This window comes from Microcoleus sp. K4-B3 (assembly GCF_036704615.1).
Taxonomy (GTDB): Bacteria; Cyanobacteriota; Cyanobacteriia; order Cyanobacteriales; family Microcoleaceae; genus Microcoleus.
In genome coordinates this window covers 156,283-176,770 of record NZ_JAUBSF010000003.1, presented here as the reverse complement: position 1 = coordinate 176,770, position 20,488 = coordinate 156,283, and the positions used below count along the sequence as shown (strand labels likewise).

General features: G+C 45.1%; 22 protein-coding genes. 11 read left to right on the top strand and 11 right to left on the bottom strand.

The window, feature by feature from the left end:
* Positions 1-12 precede the first annotated feature (12 nt).
* From QUA78_RS03220 to QUA78_RS03200, 5 genes are all read right to left on the bottom strand, one after another.
* Complete coding sequence (locus tag QUA78_RS03220) at positions 13-444, bottom strand: VOC family protein (RefSeq protein WP_333304572.1); 432 nt, start codon at positions 442-444, stop codon at positions 13-15.
* Between the two features lie 37 nt (positions 445-481).
* Complete coding sequence (locus QUA78_RS03215; protein WP_333304571.1) at positions 482-1,156, bottom strand: acetoacetate decarboxylase family protein; 675 nt, start codon at positions 1,154-1,156, stop codon at positions 482-484.
* Between the two features lie 278 nt (positions 1,157-1,434).
* Entirely contained in the window at positions 1,435-2,916 is a 1,482-nt protein-coding gene (locus tag QUA78_RS03210) for an S-layer homology domain-containing protein (RefSeq protein WP_333304570.1), read from the bottom strand.
* A gap of 275 nt (positions 2,917-3,191) precedes the next feature.
* Positions 3,192-4,178: a hypothetical protein gene (locus QUA78_RS03205; protein WP_333304569.1), complete on the bottom strand. Its 987-nt coding sequence runs from the start codon at positions 4,176-4,178 to the stop codon at positions 3,192-3,194.
* A 4-nt stretch (positions 4,179-4,182) separates the two neighbouring features.
* Positions 4,183-4,872, bottom strand: a complete 690-nt coding sequence (locus tag QUA78_RS03200; protein ID WP_333304568.1) for a polysaccharide deacetylase family protein — start codon at positions 4,870-4,872, stop codon at positions 4,183-4,185.
* Between the two features lie 79 nt (positions 4,873-4,951).
* Between QUA78_RS03200 and QUA78_RS03195 the strand changes: the two genes are divergently transcribed.
* From QUA78_RS03195 to QUA78_RS03165, 7 genes are all read left to right on the top strand, one after another.
* Positions 4,952-5,242: a DUF433 domain-containing protein gene (locus QUA78_RS03195; RefSeq protein WP_333304567.1), complete on the top strand. Its 291-nt coding sequence runs from the start codon at positions 4,952-4,954 to the stop codon at positions 5,240-5,242.
* A complete protein-coding gene (locus QUA78_RS03190; RefSeq protein ID WP_333304566.1) occupies positions 5,242-5,613 on the top strand; it encodes a DUF5615 family PIN-like protein in 372 nt (123 codons plus the stop codon). Before QUA78_RS03195 ends, QUA78_RS03190 begins: the two co-directional genes overlap by 1 nt.
* Before the next feature lie 173 nt (positions 5,614-5,786).
* Positions 5,787-6,554 carry a ChaB family protein gene (locus QUA78_RS03185; protein ID WP_333304565.1) on the top strand — a complete coding sequence of 256 codons (768 nt, stop codon included), beginning with the start codon at positions 5,787-5,789 and terminating at the stop codon, positions 6,552-6,554.
* Between the two features lie 266 nt (positions 6,555-6,820).
* The gene (gene rd / locus QUA78_RS03180) at positions 6,821-6,979 is read left to right on the top strand and encodes a rubredoxin (protein ID WP_333036615.1); all 159 of its coding nucleotides are present in this window, start codon (positions 6,821-6,823) and stop codon (positions 6,977-6,979) included.
* Between the two features lie 12 nt (positions 6,980-6,991).
* The gene (locus tag QUA78_RS03175; protein ID WP_333304564.1) at positions 6,992-8,269 is read left to right on the top strand and encodes an NAD(P)/FAD-dependent oxidoreductase; all 1,278 of its coding nucleotides are present in this window, start codon (positions 6,992-6,994) and stop codon (positions 8,267-8,269) included.
* Positions 8,270-8,448: 179 nt separating this feature from the next.
* Positions 8,449-9,120, top strand: coding sequence for a hypothetical protein (locus QUA78_RS03170; protein ID WP_333304563.1), 672 nt, complete (start codon positions 8,449-8,451; stop codon positions 9,118-9,120).
* 62 nt (positions 9,121-9,182) lie between these two features.
* Entirely contained in the window at positions 9,183-9,956 is a 774-nt protein-coding gene (locus tag QUA78_RS03165; RefSeq protein WP_333398582.1) for a class II aldolase/adducin family protein, read from the top strand.
* A 35-nt stretch (positions 9,957-9,991) separates the two neighbouring features.
* Here QUA78_RS03165 and QUA78_RS03160 read toward each other — a convergent pair whose 3' ends face one another.
* The 4 genes from QUA78_RS03160 to QUA78_RS03145 all read right to left on the bottom strand — a co-directional run bounded on the left by QUA78_RS03160 (position 9,992) and on the right by QUA78_RS03145 (position 12,699).
* A complete protein-coding gene (locus tag QUA78_RS03160) occupies positions 9,992-10,924 on the bottom strand; it encodes an Rpn family recombination-promoting nuclease/putative transposase (RefSeq protein WP_333398581.1) in 933 nt (310 codons plus the stop codon).
* 41 nt (positions 10,925-10,965) lie between these two features.
* Positions 10,966-11,712: a HEAT repeat domain-containing protein gene (locus QUA78_RS03155; RefSeq protein ID WP_333398580.1), complete on the bottom strand. Its 747-nt coding sequence runs from the start codon at positions 11,710-11,712 to the stop codon at positions 10,966-10,968.
* A gap of 242 nt (positions 11,713-11,954) precedes the next feature.
* Positions 11,955-12,491: a GNAT family N-acetyltransferase gene (locus tag QUA78_RS03150; RefSeq protein ID WP_333303402.1), complete on the bottom strand. Its 537-nt coding sequence runs from the start codon at positions 12,489-12,491 to the stop codon at positions 11,955-11,957.
* Positions 12,492-12,495: 4 nt separating this feature from the next.
* Positions 12,496-12,699, bottom strand: a complete 204-nt coding sequence (locus QUA78_RS03145) for a hypothetical protein (protein ID WP_333303403.1) — start codon at positions 12,697-12,699, stop codon at positions 12,496-12,498.
* Positions 12,700-12,834: 135 nt separating this feature from the next.
* On the opposite strand from QUA78_RS03145, the gene QUA78_RS03140 reads away from it, so the two are divergent.
* Both QUA78_RS03140 and QUA78_RS03135 read left to right on the top strand, forming a co-directional pair.
* Positions 12,835-14,196 carry a calcium-binding protein gene (locus tag QUA78_RS03140; RefSeq protein ID WP_333303404.1) on the top strand — a complete coding sequence of 454 codons (1,362 nt, stop codon included), beginning with the start codon at positions 12,835-12,837 and terminating at the stop codon, positions 14,194-14,196.
* A 205-nt stretch (positions 14,197-14,401) separates the two neighbouring features.
* Entirely contained in the window at positions 14,402-15,760 is a 1,359-nt protein-coding gene (locus QUA78_RS03135) for an Mbeg1-like protein (RefSeq protein ID WP_333303405.1), read from the top strand.
* Between the two features lie 215 nt (positions 15,761-15,975).
* On the opposite strand, the gene QUA78_RS03130 is transcribed toward QUA78_RS03135, so the two are convergent.
* Together QUA78_RS03130 and QUA78_RS03125 are read right to left on the bottom strand one after the other, a co-directional pair.
* Positions 15,976-17,340: an MFS transporter gene (locus tag QUA78_RS03130; RefSeq protein ID WP_333303406.1), complete on the bottom strand. Its 1,365-nt coding sequence runs from the start codon at positions 17,338-17,340 to the stop codon at positions 15,976-15,978.
* Between the two features lie 134 nt (positions 17,341-17,474).
* The gene (locus tag QUA78_RS03125) at positions 17,475-19,538 is read right to left on the bottom strand and encodes an Eco57I restriction-modification methylase domain-containing protein (RefSeq protein ID WP_333303407.1); all 2,064 of its coding nucleotides are present in this window, start codon (positions 19,536-19,538) and stop codon (positions 17,475-17,477) included.
* Positions 19,539-19,669: 131 nt separating this feature from the next.
* On the opposite strand from QUA78_RS03125, the gene QUA78_RS03120 reads away from it, so the two are divergent.
* Positions 19,670-19,912: a CopG family transcriptional regulator gene (locus QUA78_RS03120; protein WP_333303408.1), complete on the top strand. Its 243-nt coding sequence runs from the start codon at positions 19,670-19,672 to the stop codon at positions 19,910-19,912.
* Positions 19,902-20,183, top strand: coding sequence for a type II toxin-antitoxin system RelE/ParE family toxin (locus QUA78_RS03115; RefSeq protein WP_333303409.1), 282 nt, complete (start codon positions 19,902-19,904; stop codon positions 20,181-20,183). The genes QUA78_RS03120 and QUA78_RS03115 overlap by 11 nt, the downstream gene beginning before the upstream one ends.
* Positions 20,184-20,488 lie beyond the last annotated feature (305 nt).

The following is a 20,488-nucleotide window of genomic DNA, read 5'->3' as shown; positions in this document are numbered from 1 at the left end:
TAATGCCTGACCTCATAACTTTGGCTGCGCTAATAAGTTTTCTAACAGTGAATTAACTTCCTGACCGTAGGAAATTTCCAGCGTATGACCGTCCGGGTCTCGGAGATAAGCCCAGTAACCGACAGGAGGTTCCGAGTCATTAGGGCCGTTCAATAAAAGCCCTTCTGACTCAGCCTCACTGCAAAGGCGATCGACTTTTTCACGACTTTCGCACGCGACGCCGAGATGGGAATGTGGTAAAAGTTTGCCATCCACTAATCGTGCTTTAATTAGCACAATAACGAACGGTCGAATCAAATCACAAATCCAAGCAACATCTAATGATGTAATTGGATCTACACGGCGGTGAACCACTTTGAGGCCAGCGTACTTCGCGTAAAACGAGATGCTTTTGTCTACATCGCTAACAGAAAGTGCAATGTGGGTAAAACCAATATCGCTCATTTGAAGTTTCCTCCTATAATGTACGAAAATTTTAGCGCTAATAACTGAATTCAGCAGCTATGTTCCCCACTATTTGTGGCACACCTGCTGTAAAACGCATATCTTCGCAGCCAAAAGTTAGCAAGGGCTGACCTAAGTTTAAACTGGCAAAAGGACTTTCTTCTGCCACTTCTAACTGGCCTCTAATCAAGCCGATTCTAGATTTAAATTCTCCTTTAAACAACAGCAAATTGCTGCGGTTCGCGCTGAAAACCTTTCCGCTGAAAGGCAGCGGTAAGGCTAAAGTTTGCTTGCTGTAATTAAGACAGCACAGTTGACGGTTTTCTTGGCGAACTGTGACGCGGTAGCCTAGGGGTGCTGCCTTTACCGAATCGCTGCCTTCCCAACTAAATGTAGCTAATTCTTTAGGAAGTCCCCAAATTTCGCGCCCGCCGGCTACCGAGTTAGGATTGTCTACGTAGATGTGGGAAATCCAAGCGCCCGATTTTCCAGCATAATTGGCGATCGCGCTAACTACAATTAACTCATTGTACTCCATCACCGAACCCAACCCGTAGGAGGATATATAAATGCCCCCTAGGGTTTTTCCCGGCAATAAAGAGACAATTTCTAACTCAGAGGGAACCAAGGGGCGCACTCGTGCCACATCTACTAATTGTAAAGTCTGAACAGCATAACCTTGCAGATTCCAAGGTGCAGGTGGATATACCATTTTAAGTGATTTAATATCTGATATTTTATATTTATTCTAGCTTGGCGCTTCAAAAAACAACAATTTTTGGTATTTCTTCACAAGTTGTTAGTAATTTACTTTATTTAAACAAATTAATATGTGAGGATAAATTTGATGAATAATTGACGTGGGTTATCTGTTGTATGGGGGCGGGTTTAGTAATATTGTTAGTGAAAATTAGATATTATTCGTAAAACCCGCCCTACAGACACTATCCGCGTTTATCCGGGTTCATCTGCGGTTAAAAACCTGCAAATCTACTTACTAGCATAACCCGTACTTACCAAAAACTCCCGCAACTTCCCAAAGAATTGAGTGCGATCGCGCCCTTGATAAACTCTCTCCAACAACTGCCAACCTTCCGCATCCTGGCCCATGACATACTTGCTAGCCATGAATGCCGCCAATACCCCTTTCGCCTCCCCATTTTCACTCAAACGCTTGTTAGATTCCAGCCAAAGCTCAGCAGAATTCGTGTATACTTCCACCGGATACTGTTTGCTAACATCTTGCATTTTTCCGGCGCGGTACTGCCAAACTTGCAGCGGAAAGCGAGAATCAGCGTAATTAGTAAAAGCCTCCGCAAATCGCCCGTCCTGACTCTTGAACTCTGGGATATCATTTTTCCCAAAATCGACAATTTCGTAACTCACATTGCCCCAGAAATGCTTGATATGAGTGTATTTGTTAGCTCCAGAATCGTAACGGTAAATAAACGAATAATTGCAGCAGCGGACGCCGCTTTTGATTGACACTAAATCTGCTAGCACTTCCGGTTCCTTGTCGCCGTCCAAATCGCGAATTAGCAGCGATAACAAACGTCCTTCTGATATTTCTTCGCTGGCTCTTCGATCGGGATTATCTACTAGAGAACGAGTCGGAATCAGCACTGGTTCTTCTAATAAAGTTTTACCGTCGCGGATAATTTTGATGCGGAGATTTTTAGCATTTTCTGCTTCTTTTACGAAAGAAACTTCCGCCCGAACTTTCGCAGCTTCGGAAATTTCTGTTGTTCTCGGGGGACCGATATTCGCCGGAACTTGGGCAATATATTGGGCAGGAACTAAGGCAGTTTGGCCGGGTTTGGCGATCGCCTGACAAAGAAAAGTTGCTACTTCGGCGCGAGTAGCATTGCGTGTAGGTTCTAACTGTTTGACGGCGGGATAATTGACCACCAGTTGTTTTTCTGCGGCGGCGGCGATCGCATTTCTTGCCAGTTCGGGAATTTCCGGCGCATCCTCAAAAGTCGCCTCCAAAATCTCAGCCGCTGACCCCGCAGGCGTATATTTCAAGCCGCTGCTTAAAGCTACCAAAACCTGCCAGCGGGGAATATTCAAAGTCGGGTTAAAAATACTCCCGCTGTATCCAGACATAAAACCTGTTTGATAAGCTTCTCGAATTGCTTTAGAACCCCAGTAATTTGTAGGAATATCTGCAAAGTCGATCGGATTGCGGACGGTTTTCGCATCGGGAAAAGCTCTCCGAACCATCGCCGCAAACTCAGCGCGGCTGACTGGGCGATTCGGGCGAAAAGTGCCGTCTTCATAGTAGCCACTGATAATTTTTTTTTCTGCTAACTCCTCAATGCAAGCTTGCGCCCAATGGTCGTTAACATCCTTAAATTTGGGTTCAGCAAATGCCGGCCCTACATTCAGACCCGGAAACACTAAATTCCCGATGATTATCCCCAGGGCTACCACTAAAGCGATGATAGCTTGCCATCTGTGCGATCGAATCATATAACAGACTCCTCTACTTACAAATTGGCGATCGAAACTTATCGAAACTTTCGGAAAGTTTATACTTTATATAGCAAGGCTCGCATCATTTGTGAATTTCTTACTCCCTCCCCTTAGTAAGGGGAGGGTTGGGGTGGGGTCAAAAATTTACGACTCCTGCAAAGATTGCTATATCAGGTATATTAACCCGATTTAATAGCAGTTCTTAAACTTTTACCGATAACTAAGGACACGGCAATGCCATGCCCCTCATTTTTCGAGTTGTATAATAAAGCTTACTTCGACTCTAAAGTCATCTCCATCGCCATTTTTGTTGTGATTGTTGATTCTTCTGAGCTGCCAGCATTTTTAGCACTCATTTCGCTATTTGAACTAATAGACACAGTAGAGCGAAAAGGAATTAATCTATCCAAGCGCCCTGTAACTTTTCCCAGACCCTGAGAACTAAAAGATTTTAGCGTTAATGTAGTTCCAGCAGGCAGTAGGGGAGAGGTAATATTTTGGGGGTTTGCTTGCTGCTCTATACTTACATTCATAGAGACAACTCCATCTTGCCAGCTATCCAATTCATAGGTAGCAATGTCATTCACATTGATGCCACTGAAATCAGAGGAAGAAGAAACGCGCCATTTGGCTCCTTTTCCGACTGCTTCGGCAGGCAGCGGCGAGGCAAGTTGTTCTAGAGATTTAGACATTTGTCCAACCATTTGTTTGAGGTTGTTGTCAGCTCCTTCGGGCAAAATAATGTCACCTCCTTTATGAAAACCGCGATTGTCCATGATGAAAGAGCCTTTCACTCCGACCATGCTTTTGAGTGCGGAACGCATGGCCTCTCGCGCGGCTGGCGGCATATTTCCAGTATCACCGATGATATCTGAGTTAGTATAAGCAAACTCGTAGTGAATATCGCCGTTGGGATCAATTTTAGTGACTTTTGTCTCGAAAGTCATCACCGATATTGGAATTTTACCCTCAGGCGAAGACCGACCGGATGCGGATATGTCCATATCCATTTTTACGGTCATAACACTTGTTTCTTTGACATTGATAGCTGGTTTCAAACGCAGTTGCTGTCGGGGTTCCACTCCAGGATTTAGCAGTTCCACTTGCGGGGTTTTCGAGTTGGCGGCAGGCGCGGATACGCCACGGACGGGCTGCTGAACTACAAGTGGAGTTTCAGCACTGAGGGAAGCAGGAGAAAGCTCGATCGCCCATCCGGCACTCGCCAAACAAAGAGATGTAATAAACAGTGTTTTTTTCATTAACTTAATTTCCTGTTATTTGAATGTTTGCCTGTTGCCACAGTCGATCGACTGTCACAAATTTGTAACCTTTATACAAAAGCAATGGAATTATTTTATCAGCAGAAGCTGCAACATCTTCGCCACCGCAATAGCCGTCGTGAAGTACAATAATTGAGCCGTTTTCAGTTTGCTGCACGACCCGACTAATAACTTTCCTAACCCCCGGTCGCACCCAATCTTCCGGGACAACACTCCACATTACGGGGCGATATTCCCACTGTTGCAATAACTCTAATGTTCGCGGCGTAAAAATGCCGTTGGGCGGCCGCACATCCCGGATCAATTCTGGGTCTAAATCGCAAGCTTTGGCAATTGCTTTTTGCGTGTCTTCTAAACTTTGTTTTAGTTCGTGGGTTTTGAGTTTGGGAAACGATATATGCTGATAGCCGTGGAGGCCGATCCAGTGTCCGCGATCGCAAACTTCCTTAGCCGTTTCTGGATGCCTGTCAACGCAAAATCCCAGCCAGAAAAAACTAGCTTTGATGTCGTATTTATCTAAAACTTTTAACACTTGATGTGTGTGCTGGCGGTGCGGGCCGTCGTCAAATGTGAGGGCAATTTCTCGGCTGTTGATATCTCCCGTCCACAGACATCTGGGAAAAGCAGATTTGAGAATGGGATGAACGACAGGAAACAGGGGTGCTAGTGGCATTGATTAACCTTGATAAATGCGATCGGGTAGAAATGAAGCTGCGTTACAATAAAATAAAGTTAACTCAATCTAGGTAAATATGACAACTGCCGTTGATATTGGAACGTTAATTGTCAACACGCCGGGAACTTGCGGTGGCCTCCCCCGCATCGCAGGTACAAGAATGTCCGTTCGGAGCATAGCAATTGACTACAAAGCAGGAATGACTCCTGAAAAAATTGCTGAAGAATTTCCGCATTTGACGTTAGCACAAATTTATGCTGGCTTGGCTTATTATCACGCTAATAAAGATGAAGTTGAGGCTGAGATAGCAGCGTACTACGAAGATTGCAAGTATTGGGAAGCTGAATACATGGCAGGTAAGTTATAGTGAGTCAAATTCGTCTCTATATTGATGAAGATTCTGGTAACCTTTCGTTGGTAGAATCTTTGCGTAATTCTGCTGTAGAGGTGATGACTACCTCAGACGCGAACAAACTTAGCTCTTCAGATGAGGAGCAGCTAATCTGGGCAACTGAGCAAGGGCGCGTCATTTACAGTTCTAATATGGGAGATTTCTGCCGTTTGCACAGAACTTTTGCTGAACAAAAAAGAACTCATTCAGGAATTATTGTTGTACCTAGACAAAGTTACTCAGTAGGCGCTCAGTGGCGGGGAATATTGAATTTAATGGCAGCTAAGTCAGCAGAGGAAATGATTAATCAACTAGAATATTTGGGCCCTTATATCAGAGCTGAATAACCGTCTGCAACAGATGAGCGATCGCAACTTTAAAAAATCGTTAACTCTTTTGATAGATCCTCAAACTATCTCCGATAAATCGACCTCTATCTCGCGGTCGATGCGATCGCCCTGCGGTGTCCTCCTATACTGAAAACCAGCACAAGTAATCGAAAAACCATCAAGGAGGAAAAATGACAGAGGAATACCTAGCAGAACGCACAGTTTCAGCCGTATTTAAGGAAGAAGAACAATTAGACGGCGTAATTCGGCGGTTGCTCGATCGCGGAGTTTCCCGCGACCACATCTCAGTAATGGGAAAAAACTTTCAATCTAAAACTAAAATTGCCGGCTTTATTACTAAAAAAGATGTGATATTAGGCGGTCTGCGAAGCGGGGCGATTTTTGGTTCCTTATTCGGTTCTTTTTTGGGTTTGCTAACAGGCGTCGGCGTGCTGTTTATTCCATTTGTCGGTGCAGTAGTATCGGCAGGCCCGCTGGGTGCGGTACTGTTGGGTGCAGCTAGCGGCGCGATCGCAGGTTCGGCAGGCGCGGGTCTAGTTTCCGCTTTGGTCGCTTTGGGAATGCCGGAAGACAAAGCAACAATCTATCAAACCCGCGTTGAAGCAGGCGAATTTCTCGTGATGGCAGAAGTTCCCGCAGATAAATCGGGCGAATTTCAACTCTTGCTAGAAAGTGCAGGTGGCCAAGAAGTTTCAGTTAGCGAGATGACCTTGCCGCGCGCCGTTAAAGGTCGCTGCAATAGTCCGGCAGATTTGTCTCCAGAAGTGCGATCGCACCTGTCGGAAGCCGCTCAAAAAACCTTTATCGAATCCTACAACGCCGCATTTGACGAAACCAACGACTCGATACAAGCGGAACACACCGCTTGGGACGCCATTCACCAGCAGTACGAAGAAGATGAAAACGGCGTTTGGGGTAAGCCTTTAGCGAAAGTCTAGTCTTCCAATCGCAGCAAACTAATAAAAAATACAATCAAGCCTCTAGAACTGCGGTTCTGGAGGCTTTGACGATTTTAGATTTTAGATTTTAGATTTTAGATTTGTGCAAGACTTAATTAAATTTTAGATTTTAGAATTTTGAAAAACTAAATTTTTGATAATTTCGGAATTGCCGAAAGTCGCATTACTTTTTGAAAGTGGTATTGCACTAAGTTGCGTTGTCAAGTACAATCTATAGGCTTACAATATCAAATTGAGTTAAGCAAATGCAAAAATACGTTTGTACAGTTTGCAATTACGTCTACGATCCAGCAGAAGGCGACCCCGACGGAGGCATAGCTCCCGGTACTGCCTTTGAAGATATCCCCGACGATTGGGTTTGTCCCACTTGCGGGGCGGCAAAATCCGATTTTGAACCAGAATAAGCGAGAAAAAATTTGTCCGATCGAATCCTCAAAATTACAGTCATTGGCGGCGGTGCTGCGGGTTTTTTTAGTGCAATTACCTGTGCCAAAACCTACCCGCAGGCCCGCGTCACTTTACTAGAAGCTGGCCGGCAACTCCTGGCAAAAGTTCGCATCTCTGGCGGCGGGCGCTGCAACGTGACTCACGCTTGTTTTGACCCTGGTGTTTTAGTGCAGAATTACCCCAGAGGAGGGAAAGCTCTGCGCGGTGCTTTTACTCGATTTCAACCGCGCGATACTGTTGAATGGTTTGCCGGTCACGGCGTGAAGTTGAAAACCGAAGAAGACGGGCGAATGTTTCCGATCACAGACGATTCGGGGACAATTGTTAACTGTTTGATCCGGGCTGCTGAGGATGCAGGCGTAAAAATTCGCACAGGCGATGCAGTAGTTTCTGTCAAGAAATTAACAGGGAATACCGCAGAGGGCGAACAAGGGGATACCGCCCCTAGGTTTGAAATTGAGTTGAAATCCGGGGAGAAATTGAAGTGCGATCGCATTCTTCTCGCTACAGGCAGCAATCCATCGGGTTATAAGTGGGCAAAAGAGTTAGGTAATACTGTAGAACAGCCTGTTCCTTCTCTATTTACTTTTAATATTTCCGACAGCAGAATCAAAGATTTAGCCGGAATTTCTCTTCCTAATGCTAAAGTGAAATTGCCGGGAGCTAAATTAGAACAAAGCGGGCCTTTGCTAATTACTCACTGGGGTTTAAGCGGGCCTGCTGTACTCAAACTTTCGGCTTGGGGTGCGAGATTTTTGCACGATCGCCATTATAAAACATCTGTGCTGATTAATTGGCTTCCCCAGTACAATGCGGAAGTTTTGCGGCAGCAACTGCTAGCGGTTAAGTCGCAGTTGTCGCACCGATTGATTGTTTCTAGCTGTCCGTTTCCGGTGCCGCGCCGCCTCTGGGAACGTTTGACAAGTTCGATCGGCATTGACGAGCAAAAACGCTGGGCAGACTTATCTAACAAAATCCTCGATCGCCTCCTGCAAGAACTCGTTCAAGGCGAATATCAGGTTGCCGGAAAAGGCGCATTTAAAGAAGAATTCGTCACCTGCGGCGGTGTCAATCTCAAAGAAGTCGATTTTAAGACAATGGAAAGCCGCCGCTGTCCCGGACTTTTTTTTGCGGGCGAAATCTTGGATATCGACGGTGTGACGGGCGGTTTCAACTTCCAAAGTGCTTGGACTACGGCGTGGTTGGCCGGGAACGCGATCGGCAAACCATCCGATTTTAGATTTTAGATTTTAGATTTTAGATTGGGGAATATTTGTTCTGTAAAGGTTTGGGAGTTGCGATCGCGCGCTCGGCTTGCCAGTATTAAATTTTGTGTTATTTTTGAATTAAGGCGCACCAAATGTGCGTCAACTTCAGCTTGTAGACAAAATCCGCAGTTTTGCGGAGTTAACATCGGGTGAGATACATGAAAAACTTGAATCTAAAAACCCTAAAGTTCGATCGCAACCTTGACAGCCATTTTGACTCACCTTTCATCGAAAAAAATGGCTTGCTGGAACTCAACCCCAAATTTATCACTCCCGAATTTTTAACAGCCTGGACGTTTGAAACACACCTGTACGACGAACAAGTTGCGATCGACCACTTTGTCATCACATTTCCCAGCCGCACCGAACTCGAAAACTACGCCGCATCTTTCCGCCCTTTCGGTGCCAAAACAGTTGAAGGCCCCGACTTGTTCCCGCTCAACTTTTGTGCGGAAAACATTAATGTTCCCTCCGACTTGTGGCTGCATTTAATGACCTTATTAATGCCAGCAGGCGGCTTAGTAGTATTAGATGCGCCCCACGCAGCCGGCGACCAAACAGACCGCTTCCAGCAAGAAAGAGGATTAGAAGCAGTTCACCACGTCGCGATTCGAGTTGAAAACGCGCAGAATGCTGCTAAAATATGGCAAAACAAAAACTTTAAACCGCTATCAGAGCGTCCTTTAGACTCCGGCTCATTAACCCAGTGGTTTCTGCAAAACCCCGCCGGACAAATTCTCGAATTAATAGAACGTCGCCCCGGCAACAACGCCACCTTTGACTGCAAAAACATCGCAGGTTTGCGCCTCAGTGAAGTCGCCAGTCAGTAGGGCAGGCAAGATGCCTGCCCCACAATTAGCAATTACCCATTCCCCATTACAAAATCAAATATATGGTTGCAATAAAAATCCCCAAAGTCACCATTCAACCCCCGGCATTCAACTCACTTGAAGAAGAACGCCGCCACCGCAAACAGCGTTTAGCCGCCGCATTCCGATTATTTGCCCGCTTCGGATTCAGCGAAGGAATTGCCGGACACATCACCGTCCGCGACCCCGAACACCTCGACCATTTCTGGGTCAATTCTTTTGGAATGCACTTTAGTTTAATTCGAGTCAGCGACCTAATTTTAGTCAACCACAAAGGCGAAGTTGTTGAAGGAAATAAACCCGTAAACGAAGCAGCATTTGCCATTCATTCCCAAGTGCACAGCGCCCGCCCCGACGTAATCGCAGCAGCGCACGCTCATTCTCCTTACGGCAAAAGTTGGTCGAGTTTGGGCCGCCTGCTTGACCCGCTGACGCAAGATGCTTGTTCTTTTTATGAAGACCAAGCTTTATTTGACGATTACACCGGAGTTGTTTTGGAAATCGAAGAAGCTAAACGCATCGCCAAAACTTTAGGTGAGAAAAAAGCTATTATTTTACAAAATCACGGACTGTTAACAGTAGGTCAAACAGTAGATGAAGCAGCTTGGTGGTTTATTGCAATGGAACGTTCTTGTCAAGCGCAGTTAATGGCCGAAGCTGCGGGAAAACCCATTCTCATCAAGCCAGAATGTGCGCGTTTGACACAGCAACAAGTAGGGTCTCACCGCATGGGATGGTTTAGCTTTCAACCGCTTTATGACATGATAATACGCCGGGACCCTGACTTATTAGATTAGCACATTATCTGTAGGGACACGGCACTGCCGTGTCCTTACTGCTGCTGCGCTGACACCGATTCCAACCAAGCTATCAAATCCTCTTGACTGGTAAAATCTAGCAATATTTCTCCTAAATCATCTAATTGTTCGGGAGATAACTGCTGGATGCGAGTTTGAATTTCAGGCGGGATGTCGCCAGTACGCCGCCCGATTTGACGCAAGATTAATGCTGTTTGCCCCTCAATTAGACCTTCTTGGCGACCTTCTTGGCGACCTTCTTGCATCCCCTTAATAACAGCACCGCGTTGGTCTTCAAAGAACATTTCCCGCTTTTCTAATGATGCTAACTCGTCAAGGTTTAAGGTAGACCTGTTAGCGATGTTAAAAGCTGTTTTAATTTCGGGTACTGATGCCAATTTATCCGGTATTTCGTCTAGGTTAGGAGCATTTTTGAGAAAATAAACCCAGCTTTGAATCAGACTTTGAACTTGTTCTAAGTTTTGGTTAAACTTGGGAAGTTCAAGAAACACTAATTCGATTTCTCTATAATACTCAAAATTTTCTTCCACTTCTTTGAATACAAAGTGTGACAGAAATTTATCGGTGTTCTCAAACAGGATAAAATCTGTAATTGTGAGAGCGATGAGAGGATTTAATTTGGAGTAGCCTTCTCTCGGTTTGAGTTGAGTTGCGTAAGTTTTGGCTGCATTGTATATGATGCGTTTAGTAAAAGCTTCTACATTGATGACCTGCATTTCGATAATTACAGTTTTGTTGCCCGTAATTTTTGCTTTGACATCCAGGTAAGTGTCTTTTAACCCAGTAATGCTCGGTGCAGCGTAGGGATCGATGATTTCTAAGTCTGTAATTGTCGGCTCTGCGTTGTAGAGCATGGCATTGAGGAAGCTAATCAAAACTTCTTTGCTCTGGGGCGAAGCAAAGATTTTTTTGAAACCAAAATCTGTCTTAGGATTGATGAAATTCATAATTGATAATTAGTAAATGGTGTTTTAATGTGATAATTATATCACAAAATTCCTTCCATTTCTAAGTCTTCAATTATCTGCAATCCGCGCGGGTCGCCAACTCGCAAAAGTGAAGATTTAGCATCTTCCCTGACGCCCATATCTTCATCTTCTTCTAAAGCTTCAATCAAACCGTCGATCGCCCCAGCGTACACTATATTATTCGGCAATTCGCGAGCCAGTTGCCCGATCGCCCAAGCGCAGTTGCTCCGCACAGCAGATACAGAATCTCCCCGCAGCGCTTCAATCAACGGCGGAATCGCAGCAATCACCACATAGTAACCAACTTTTGCCATTTGACCCAGAGAACTCGCCGCCCACAAACGCACCGCCGAAATATCAGTTTTCAGAGCATCAATTAAAGATGGCAAAGCGCGGTGGTCGCTGCAATTTCCCAGGGCCCAAACTACCCCTTTGCGAACGTAACCGTTCCAGTCGCGATTGAGCTGCAGAATCAGCGGTTCCACAGCATCGGGACTCGGATTTCGCCCCAACGCATAAGCCGCGCTTACCCGCACCAAGGGGCAACCGTCTCTCAACAAATTAATTAAATGCGAAATTGCTCGATCGTCCTGCAGTTCGCAAAAAGCCCGCGCCGCAATCATCCGGTGCTGAGGTTCCGGGGATTCCAGCAAAGGCAGCATTTCCTCGGGCTCTGGCAGCGGGGGTTCGGATTCGTCAAATTGATCCAAAGGGCTTTCCAGTTCCGTGTCAGTATCAAGGGCGTTGGAGTAGTCGTTATTGTGCATAAAAAAACTTTACCGCACTGAGGATGCTCCTCAGCAACTCAGACAACGGTCAACAGCAACTAGGATAATACCAATAAAAGTATTGCGAGGGAGGACTGAAGTCCTCATGTGGTTCATCGTGAGGACTTCAGTCCTCCTTAAAGTTCGTAGTCAAGACTTAAGTCCCCATAAAGTCACAAAGTTTTCAGCTTCTTTCTGTATTAGGACTCTTCGTCCTTACTATAAACAGTACCTTTTATTTTTCAAAGAGACTTGAGCATTGAGAGGGAATGACTTTGATAGCCTAATTTTTGATAGAGATTCAGAGCAGGCTGATTGCTGAGAAAAACTTGCAAACCAATTTGTCTATCGCCCCTTTCCCGCGCCCAATTTTCAGCATGAATAACTAAAGCTGCACCGACTCCTAAACGGCGATGTTCCGGTGCTACGTACAGCAAAAAAATGTGAGCGTAACGTTCTCCGGTGGTTTGGTCGATCGCATTTCCCAACCACAAACATCCGATAACTGATGTCAGATTTTGGAGTTGAGATTGGGGATTGAGATACTGCGAGGGAAGCACCGGCAAAATTTCTGCCTCTTCCTGGCTGTTTTTCTGGCACTCTACCCACCAAACCGGCGTCTGGTTAGAAAAATACTGCTCGACAGTTTGAGCCAAATGTCCCAATTCCCCATCCGGGTAAAGCTCTCGGTAAGTCCGGTGCATAAACTTTACCAGTTTTGCCCGATCGAGTCCAGATCCTGAGCGGAGCCCGTAGCCCGGTATTAGTTGAGCAGACATCAGCTCACCGGACACGCAAAGCGGAATAATTTAGCCCCAAGAAAATTGGATTCACTACTGCCGCTTGCTTTTGGGGGATCGCTTCCTCAATCGGTGCCGGGGCAGCCATGTCAGCGGGCAAAAAGATGCGAGCGCTGACTGCTACCAGAGCCAGGAAAAATACTAATATCGCTATTAATGGAGCAATGTATTGACGAATGATAGCCATAACCGTAAAAACTTGATTCTTGAATTGATATTATCAAGTATACCATACAAATCTTGTCAGCTATAATGGCTGCCATTGGACACTTAGCTCAAGCTTGAGCGATCGCAAATACCAACAAACACAAAATATAATATTATGAGTGCCTCGCCTGCTGTTTATGAAGCTCTGGCTAAGTCAATTGTTTTTTTGAATCAAAAACCGAACGCGCAAAATGAAGTTTCGCGTTTCCTAGATACTAATGGCTACTATATAGATCGCATATTCGACGACCCAGAAACAAACTTTTATGCGATCGGCTTCGGTTCACTCGATCCCCAAAAACCGCCAGCCATCGTATTTAAAGGTACAGATTTCATCTACGGCGACGCTATATTTTCCGACTCCCGAGATATTGGTTTACCTGAATTTGAAAAGAACAAAGATAATATCAAAAACTGGCTGACAGAAATAGGTCAAAATACTGCTAAAAACCCCAGCAAATTATTGCCCGATGTCATCGGGCACAGTTGGGGCGGAGCTGTCGCTCAAATTGTAGCGACCGAATACACATCTATTACCGGCGATATCTTTACTTTCAACTCTCCGGGAGTGTCAGCGAGTACATTCAACGCTTTTCGGAGAAATCTCAGCAGGGCAGGCAACAAAAATGTCACCCACTACATTGTCAGTGGAGATTTCGTCACCTTGTTTGGCGAAGCATTTATCCCGGGGAAAGTATTTATCCAAAGTTTTACAGACCCGAGTATTAATCCCTTAACTGTTTTGGCAAAACATCGAAGTGAAAATTTGTTAACTACTCCGCCAGCGGGTTTTTTGCAGAGGCAAATTTCCGTAGAACAATTAAACAGTCCCGAGTTTGCTTATAACAACGACTCAGATTTTAACGAGTTTATCGCTGCGATGAATTTGGCCCTGCCCAATGTGTCAGTAGCCATCAGAACCCGATCGGGTGCAGAGAGTTTGAGAACAGCACCAGAATTTTCTTTTGTGCAGTTAGTCAGACAAATGCAATACGGTTTAGCTCCCTTGCAACCGAATTATTTATCAGGGGACGATCGCAACAATACAGCTACTGGCGGCGCTGGAGAGGATACAATTATCGGCAACCGCGGTAACGATACTCTCAGAGGCAATCGAGGTAATGACAGCATCACCGGTGGTGATGGCGACGACTTCTTGTACGGCGGCAGAGATAATGATTATTTCGAGGGTGGCAACGGAAACGATTTGATTTCCGGCGAGTTTGGCAACGATTTTTTAATTGGCGGCGCGGGGCGCGATCGCTTTGTATTGGAATCCGGCGGCGGAGCAGATGTGATTGTAGATTTTCAAGATAGTGAAGATTTAATTGCACTGTCGCGGGGTCTAACTTTTCCTCAAATTAGAGTAAGCCAAGGTGTTGACGGAGCTTTAATTACTATCCCGGTTACTGGGGAAATTCTTGCTACTCTCCGAGGCGTAGTGGCAAGCGATCTTACGCGGGTAGATTTTGTATAGCTTTTGTGCGAGAAAAATTGGTAGTTTGGGTGGCACGCAAGCGGAGCGAGTTATTGTTTTTTGTAACAAATAATATCTGCTAAATATTCTCCTACAAAGCCACGCAATATGACTAATTAATATTGTTAATAAACGGAGTTTACAGTAAACTTAATTAAGTAGCTTAAACACTAATTCCCAATCTAACGACAGGAAATAAAAAAATATGCCCTCCTCCCCCGCCACTTACGAAACTATAGCCAAGCAACTTGCTTACATAGATAATAGCTCGCAGTTTCAAACTTTAGTTCAAACTGGTTTGAGCGGTGCTGGCTACCAAATCGATCGCACGTTTGACGATCCGACGACTGGATTTCACGCGATCGGCTTAATTTCCACCACCCCAGACAAACCGCCCGTTTTAGTATTTCGCGGCACCGACTCGCCCGTAGACGATGTTGCCAACGCAGACAAGCGCGGCGTCGGTTTCAACCAATTTGAAGCCAACAAACAAGCCTTAGGAAATTGGCTGACCCAAATCAGTCAAGATACAGCCAAAAACCCCAGGCGCTTGCCACCAGACCTTCTGGGACACAGCTTGGGCGGCGCTCTAACGCAACTCGCCGCCACCGAATTTACCTCTACTATCGGAGATGTTGTCACCTTCAATTCTCCTGGAGTTGCTCAGAGTACAGTCAATTCATTTAAGCAGAAAGCCAGTGCCGGAAAGAATGTAACTCACTACATAGTTAGCGGCGATTTTGTGAGTTTGGGAGGAGAAGCTTTTCTCCCCGGAAAAGTAGTTCTTCAAACATTTACTAACCCCATTATCAACCCGCTACTTGTCTTAGAAAAGCACAGCCAAAGCGGTTTGTTAACTGCTCCTCCTCCGGGCTTGACTCAGACAGAAATCTCTGTAGACCAGTTGAACCGCCCTGATTTTACTTTCACAGATTCAGATTATTTAGAGCTGGTAGCTGGCTTAGACTTTGCACTGCCGGCCTTGGGAAAATCGCTGCTATCGCGCAGCAGTTTAGAGCAATTAAGAACCGCTCCGGGAAACTCCTCTTTAGGAAACCTTGCTGCAATGCAAACGGCTCTCGCTCCATCCCAAATTAATAATTTAGTAGGCGACGATGCCAACAATACAGCCTCAGGTTTTGGAGGGGCAGATATTCTCATTGGCAATGGGGGAAACGACAGTCTCAGCGGCAACAAAGACAACGATATTATCAGCGGTGGCACCGGCAACGACCAGTTATTAGGCGGCAAAGGGGATGACAATTTGAACGGTGGAGAAGGAGATGATACGCTCACTGGGGGAGCGGGTGCGGATCTCTTAATTAGTGGCGCTGGACGCGACGTATTGGTCTTAGGGGCAGGCGCCAATACAGATACACTTATAGACTTTCAAAAGGGTCAAGATTTAATCGGTTTGAGGGGAGGTTTGAGGTTCAACCAACTGAAATTTACTCAAGGCGATTTTTTGACGACTATCGAAATTGCCAGTAACGGCGAAGTTCTTGCCAGTATTCCTGGCATTCCAAGGAGTCCGCTAACAGCTAGTGATTTTATTTCGATTTAGTTGGCGGCTGGCAATACAGATATTGGGTAGGGACACAACATTGTTGTGTCCTTATTTTATCTTATGAACGCAAGCACACAGAATTTATACTAATTCCATGATTGAAAACATCAATATTCCTGCAGGGAGGGGTTGACCGAAATCTCCAAAAGTAGTGCAGACATTGGTAAACCCGACCCGCCCGGATCTTATAATTATAGCGATCGGACTTGATATTAATCGAAATCGTCCAGTCCAGGCCTGGGCATGGATGCTAATTTTTTCTCATCTTCTAGCGGCAGAAAGAAAATGGTTAGCATACCGGGAATCACAGCCAGCGCGCTCATCAAAAAATAATTTTGATAGCCGAGATTCGCCTGCAAGTAGCCGCTAAAAACGCCCGGAATCAGCACTCCTGCGGCCATAAAAGCCGTTGTAATTGCATAGTGAGATGCTTCGTATTCAGGGCGGACAGTCCGCATCAAGAACACTGTATAGGCAGCTACGCCAAGTCCGTAAGTAAATTGCTCGATCGAGTTTACAGCATAAGCCCATTCAATCCCCGGTTGATTTATTGCCAACAGCCAATACAGCACGTTAGTCGAATTTTGCAGAATAGCCGTCGGCCACATCCATTTTTTCAATCCTTGTTTAGCAATCAAATAGCCGCCCAGCAACCCTCCAATTAACAGAAATATTACCCCGATCGTACCCGATAACAGACCCATATCCGATGTAGAAACTGCTAATCCTCCTTTCTCCACTTTATCCATTAAAAATGGCGGAGCCATTTTAAACGTCAAGGCATCGCCTAACCTAAAAATCAAGACATAAGTAACAATCCAACCAATTTTATCTTGCTGAAAATAAGTTTTAAATGCTTCGATAAAGCTTGTTGTTTGTTGGGGGGCGCCGGATTCCAGAGCGTAATTTCTAGGATAGGGAAGATACCACCGCTGAAAGAGATATATCAGCACAAACATAATCGCACAAATGCCAAATGCTGTCGCCCATCCGTAGTTAAGCGCAGACACGCTAAAAGAGGAACCGAAAAGTGACAGCGGAATGTCTTGATATATTTTGGTGTCGCCTGTATTTCCGGTGACTAAATGGTTTTCGGCTAGTTTCCCGGCTAAGAACACCAATACACCGCTACCGGCAATGACAGCACCTCTATAAGCCGTGTTGCGAACCCCGACAAACAAGGCTTGCTGGTCTTTATTGAGAGTGTTTAAATAAAATCCGTCAATGGCGATGTCGTGAGTAGCTGACACAAAGGCGATCGCCGTAAAGATAACAAGCGATATAATAATCGGTGCAGGCGTTAATACGCCAAAAGCTAGGAAAGCAAACAGAAAAGCACAAATGATTTCTGTTGTTAAAATCCATTTGCGTTTGGTGGAATACAAATCAACAACTGGCCCCCACAAACCTTTTAATACCCAGGGAAAAGACAAAAGACTTGTCAAGCCGATGAGCTCGTTGCTGGTTCCCATACCTTTCAAAAAAATCACCGACATTAAATTAACGACGGTGTAAGGGAGACCTTGAGCGAAGTATAATACTGATACCCACAATCCAGCGTTATGCTTTTTTTCCATTGCAGAGATATTTTACCTAGTTACTTATTTGATTTACTGAGTGCGATCGACAATTCCGGTCAACTAAACCGCTTGCATCACCGTATATGTCATTCCGATGCCAGCGGCAGCCATATAAATAGTGCATTTTAGCATCATTCTGGCTCACAAATATTTTCATTTTTGGAATAAGCCAGCAATATTTTTTCTCCGTTAAAATGAACGAGGTAAGCGCGAACATTCTTTTCCCAGTCAGAAGTGTCATAAGTTCGCAGCAGTTCCAAAGCACTTTCTTCTATCTGATATGCAGTTTTTGGACTATTCACCGGACGTTCGGGACTGTCAGGATTAACAACAATTAAACCTGCATCTAGAAACTGATGCACAGTTTGGTGGCGCACAGTTGCCCGCGTATTTGGTGCATATTTTTTACTGTACTCCTGATCCATAAATGCCATAATTGGTGTGATTCCCCGAAGTGGAGATTTCGCCGATTCCCAAGCATCCTTGGGCTTGAGGTCAAGCAAAGCCAGAAGGGTTAAGGCGGAACTTTCGTTAAGCTGACCTTTGGGAAAACCCAGGGCTGCAAGTATTTCTAGAGATTCATCAATACGGTTCTTGATTGTGATTGGGCTATTTTCTAACGGATTGGTCGGGTTAAGCAGTTGTCTCTCGACAAGTTCATCAATCTCCCGCTGTGTAGGAAATATTTCTCTTATTTGTGCGCCAAGTAAAAGTAATTGCTCTACATTAGGATACTTTAAATTGCGTAAATCCGTAGCATTAACTTGAGTGTGTCCGTTGAACAGTCGAAAAAACGCATCTACCAAGCTCGAATTTAGATAAACGGCCAATCCCCGCGCCAGGGTGAGGTCTAATCCGCGTCCCTGTTGGTGAAAGTAATTCAAATGGTTCTCAAAACCAACGCGAGAACTATTAATTTTATTGGCATCCCAGACAACTGCAACAATTCGCTTTTTCTCTTCCTTTGAGGAGAAGCGCTTGCTCAAAACATAATGTTCGTTAGGTACGAGGAGTGCAGCAGTTTTTTCCGTGACAGCTAAAGCTTGATGCTTTCTCGTTGCGGTGGGATATTCAACACCGCCAGCCAAGAAGTGTGCGGGATAAATCAGCGGAACTGTACCGTTCTCCGGTTTTAGCCGCAAGTCAGAGCGAACACGAAAATCTACAACTTTTCCGGTGGAAACTGTTAAGCCTAATTCCTCTAGTGTGCAAGTAAATTGAGCCATTTGCTCGACTACTTTCTGGCTGACAGCATCCGGTAAAATCCGAATAAATTGCTCGGAGTCTTTGGGATTAATTAGGGCGGTATAGGGCAGTTGGTGAGACAAAACCAGGTCGTCGCCCACGCTGCTGCTTGAGGTAATTAGTACAGTATCTGGCTGTTCTATTTGTTTGGTGGCGCGCACAATAATAGTTTCTTGCAGCACCGCATCATCGCGAAATGGCAAATGTCGGGATTCAAAGATGTGTACTTGGCGTGAAGCCATCATTTGAAGGAAGACTTTGCGGAAATCTCGAAAGTATAAACCGTTGCAAAAGCTGCGGGGAGTAATCGATACTAATTCACCGTTTGGTTTGAGCAGGTGAGCGGCAGCAACTGTAAAGCCAGCGTAGAGATTGCTGGTTTCTAGTCCTATAGAACGCAGCAAGGTTCGGGCTTGAGATTTAGCGTCTATCTTGGCATAGGGAGGATTGATAATTGCATGGGTAAATTCCCGTTTTACTGGCTGTGTAAATAGATTGGGCTGCAATATATCGGCGCTGTCTTGAATAAAATCTATTTCGCGAACCTCACAGGTAAAAGATATCCCAAAACGCTGACATTCAATACTGCACAATTCTAAGGTTTGCTTGAGGTATTCAATCAAAATAGAGTCAATTTCATAAGCTGTAACGTGCAGGCTGCGCGATCTGTTTGGGCGCTGGCAAAGCTCGCAAACAACGGCTGCTAACAGGGAGCCAATTCCTGCACCGGCATCTAAAAGCGATATATCGGGACAGTTAAATTCAAACATTCCCGCCATCAAACTTGCGACTGAGGAAGGTGTTAAAAATTGTCCTTTTTCTCCTCTCTGGCTTTGCTGCAACTTTCGGGTTGCTTCTTGGCGCCAGCCATCTACTCGATCGAGTAAATTGCTTGCAGTTGAGTAGCTGTTACCCGGAAGGGCTAGGGTTTGAAAGTGCGGTACTATCATTTGTTCAAAAAGTGCGTGAAGCGCAGCTATCCCGTAGGGAATCGCGAGTTCAGTTTATTTTCGCCAAAATAGGAATCTCTACGCTATCATAGTACCAGTTTACTCTCTTCCCATAACAGTAAAAGACCGCCATGAGTCAAGAAAGTTTTACATTTCTCCTTGATAGCGAAAAAAAAGAGGCGCTGAAGGCGATCGCTACTGTCACCGATCGCGATTTAACTTATGTTTTGAACGAAGCGATCGCTTCTTACCTAGAAAATTATCAATGGCTGCTCGATGAGATTAACAAAGGCGTTGCCGAGGCCGAAGCTGGAGACTTTGCCAGCGATGATGAAGTCCAAGCAGTTTTTGTCAAATTGACCAATGAAAATTAAGTGGCTGCGACAATCTTTGCGAAATCTAGAACAGGCTCACGCATATATTGTTAAAGACGATCCAGAGGCAGCAAGGCAATTAATTTTAAGGATTCAGAGTGCTGTAAGTCAACTCGCCGAGTTTCCTTTTATGGGCAGAGTTGGTCGCGTAGAAGCTACTAGAGAACTTGTCATTTCCAATACCTCTTATCTCATCATCTATCGAGTAAAAGAAGAAAGCGTAGAAATTCTCCGTATCCTTCACAGTTCAAGAAAGTATCCAGAAAATTAGGTGATGCTGCCGATCGTGATTCTGGGCGCAACAAGTCTACTCTATCGAGTAAATTGCTTGCAGTTGAGTAGCTGTTACCCGCAAGGGCTAGCGTTTGAATGTGCGGTACTATCATTTGTTCAAAAAGTGCGATCGCCAGTTCAGTGTATTTTCGCCTAAAATTTCACCGATGTGCAAAAATGTCAAGCGCACTAGAAAATATATAACTTATCCAAAAGTATGTTGACTGTTCATATAGCTAGATCGGGAGGTAGCTAACGATGACACAAACTCAAACCAAGCGTTATGATTTTACTTAAGTCTCT

Coding starts and splice junctions, on each gene's coding strand:
- QUA78_RS03155 (WP_333398580.1), bottom strand. CDS start 11,712: ATGCACAATAACGACTACTCCAACGCCCTTGATACTGACACGGAACTG.
- QUA78_RS03215 (WP_333304571.1), bottom strand. CDS start 1,156: ATGGTATATCCACCTGCACCTTGGAATCTGCAAGGTTATGCTGTTCAG.
- QUA78_RS03200 (WP_333304568.1), bottom strand. CDS start 4,872: ATGCCACTAGCACCCCTGTTTCCTGTCGTTCATCCCATTCTCAAATCT.
- QUA78_RS03165 (WP_333398582.1), top strand. CDS start 9,183: ATGGTTGCAATAAAAATCCCCAAAGTCACCATTCAACCCCCGGCATTC.
- QUA78_RS03130 (WP_333303406.1), bottom strand. CDS start 17,340: ATGGAAAAAAAGCATAACGCTGGATTGTGGGTATCAGTATTATACTTC.
- QUA78_RS03135 (WP_333303405.1), top strand. CDS start 14,402: ATGCCCTCCTCCCCCGCCACTTACGAAACTATAGCCAAGCAACTTGCT.
- QUA78_RS03120 (WP_333303408.1), top strand. CDS start 19,670: ATGAGTCAAGAAAGTTTTACATTTCTCCTTGATAGCGAAAAAAAAGAG.
- QUA78_RS03160 (WP_333398581.1), bottom strand. CDS start 10,924: ATGAATTTCATCAATCCTAAGACAGATTTTGGTTTCAAAAAAATCTTT.
- QUA78_RS03115 (WP_333303409.1), top strand. CDS start 19,902: ATGAAAATTAAGTGGCTGCGACAATCTTTGCGAAATCTAGAACAGGCT.
- QUA78_RS03210 (WP_333304570.1), bottom strand. CDS start 2,916: ATGATTCGATCGCACAGATGGCAAGCTATCATCGCTTTAGTGGTAGCC.
- rd (WP_333036615.1), top strand. CDS start 6,821: ATGCAAAAATACGTTTGTACAGTTTGCAATTACGTCTACGATCCAGCA.
- QUA78_RS03140 (WP_333303404.1), top strand. CDS start 12,835: ATGAGTGCCTCGCCTGCTGTTTATGAAGCTCTGGCTAAGTCAATTGTT.
- QUA78_RS03145 (WP_333303403.1), bottom strand. CDS start 12,699: ATGGCTATCATTCGTCAATACATTGCTCCATTAATAGCGATATTAGTA.
- QUA78_RS03220 (WP_333304572.1), bottom strand. CDS start 444: ATGAGCGATATTGGTTTTACCCACATTGCACTTTCTGTTAGCGATGTA.
- QUA78_RS03195 (WP_333304567.1), top strand. CDS start 4,952: ATGACAACTGCCGTTGATATTGGAACGTTAATTGTCAACACGCCGGGA.
- QUA78_RS03205 (WP_333304569.1), bottom strand. CDS start 4,178: ATGAAAAAAACACTGTTTATTACATCTCTTTGTTTGGCGAGTGCCGGA.
- QUA78_RS03125 (WP_333303407.1), bottom strand. CDS start 19,538: ATGATAGTACCGCACTTTCAAACCCTAGCCCTTCCGGGTAACAGCTAC.
- QUA78_RS03185 (WP_333304565.1), top strand. CDS start 5,787: ATGACAGAGGAATACCTAGCAGAACGCACAGTTTCAGCCGTATTTAAG.
- QUA78_RS03150 (WP_333303402.1), bottom strand. CDS start 12,491: ATGTCTGCTCAACTAATACCGGGCTACGGGCTCCGCTCAGGATCTGGA.
- QUA78_RS03170 (WP_333304563.1), top strand. CDS start 8,449: ATGAAAAACTTGAATCTAAAAACCCTAAAGTTCGATCGCAACCTTGAC.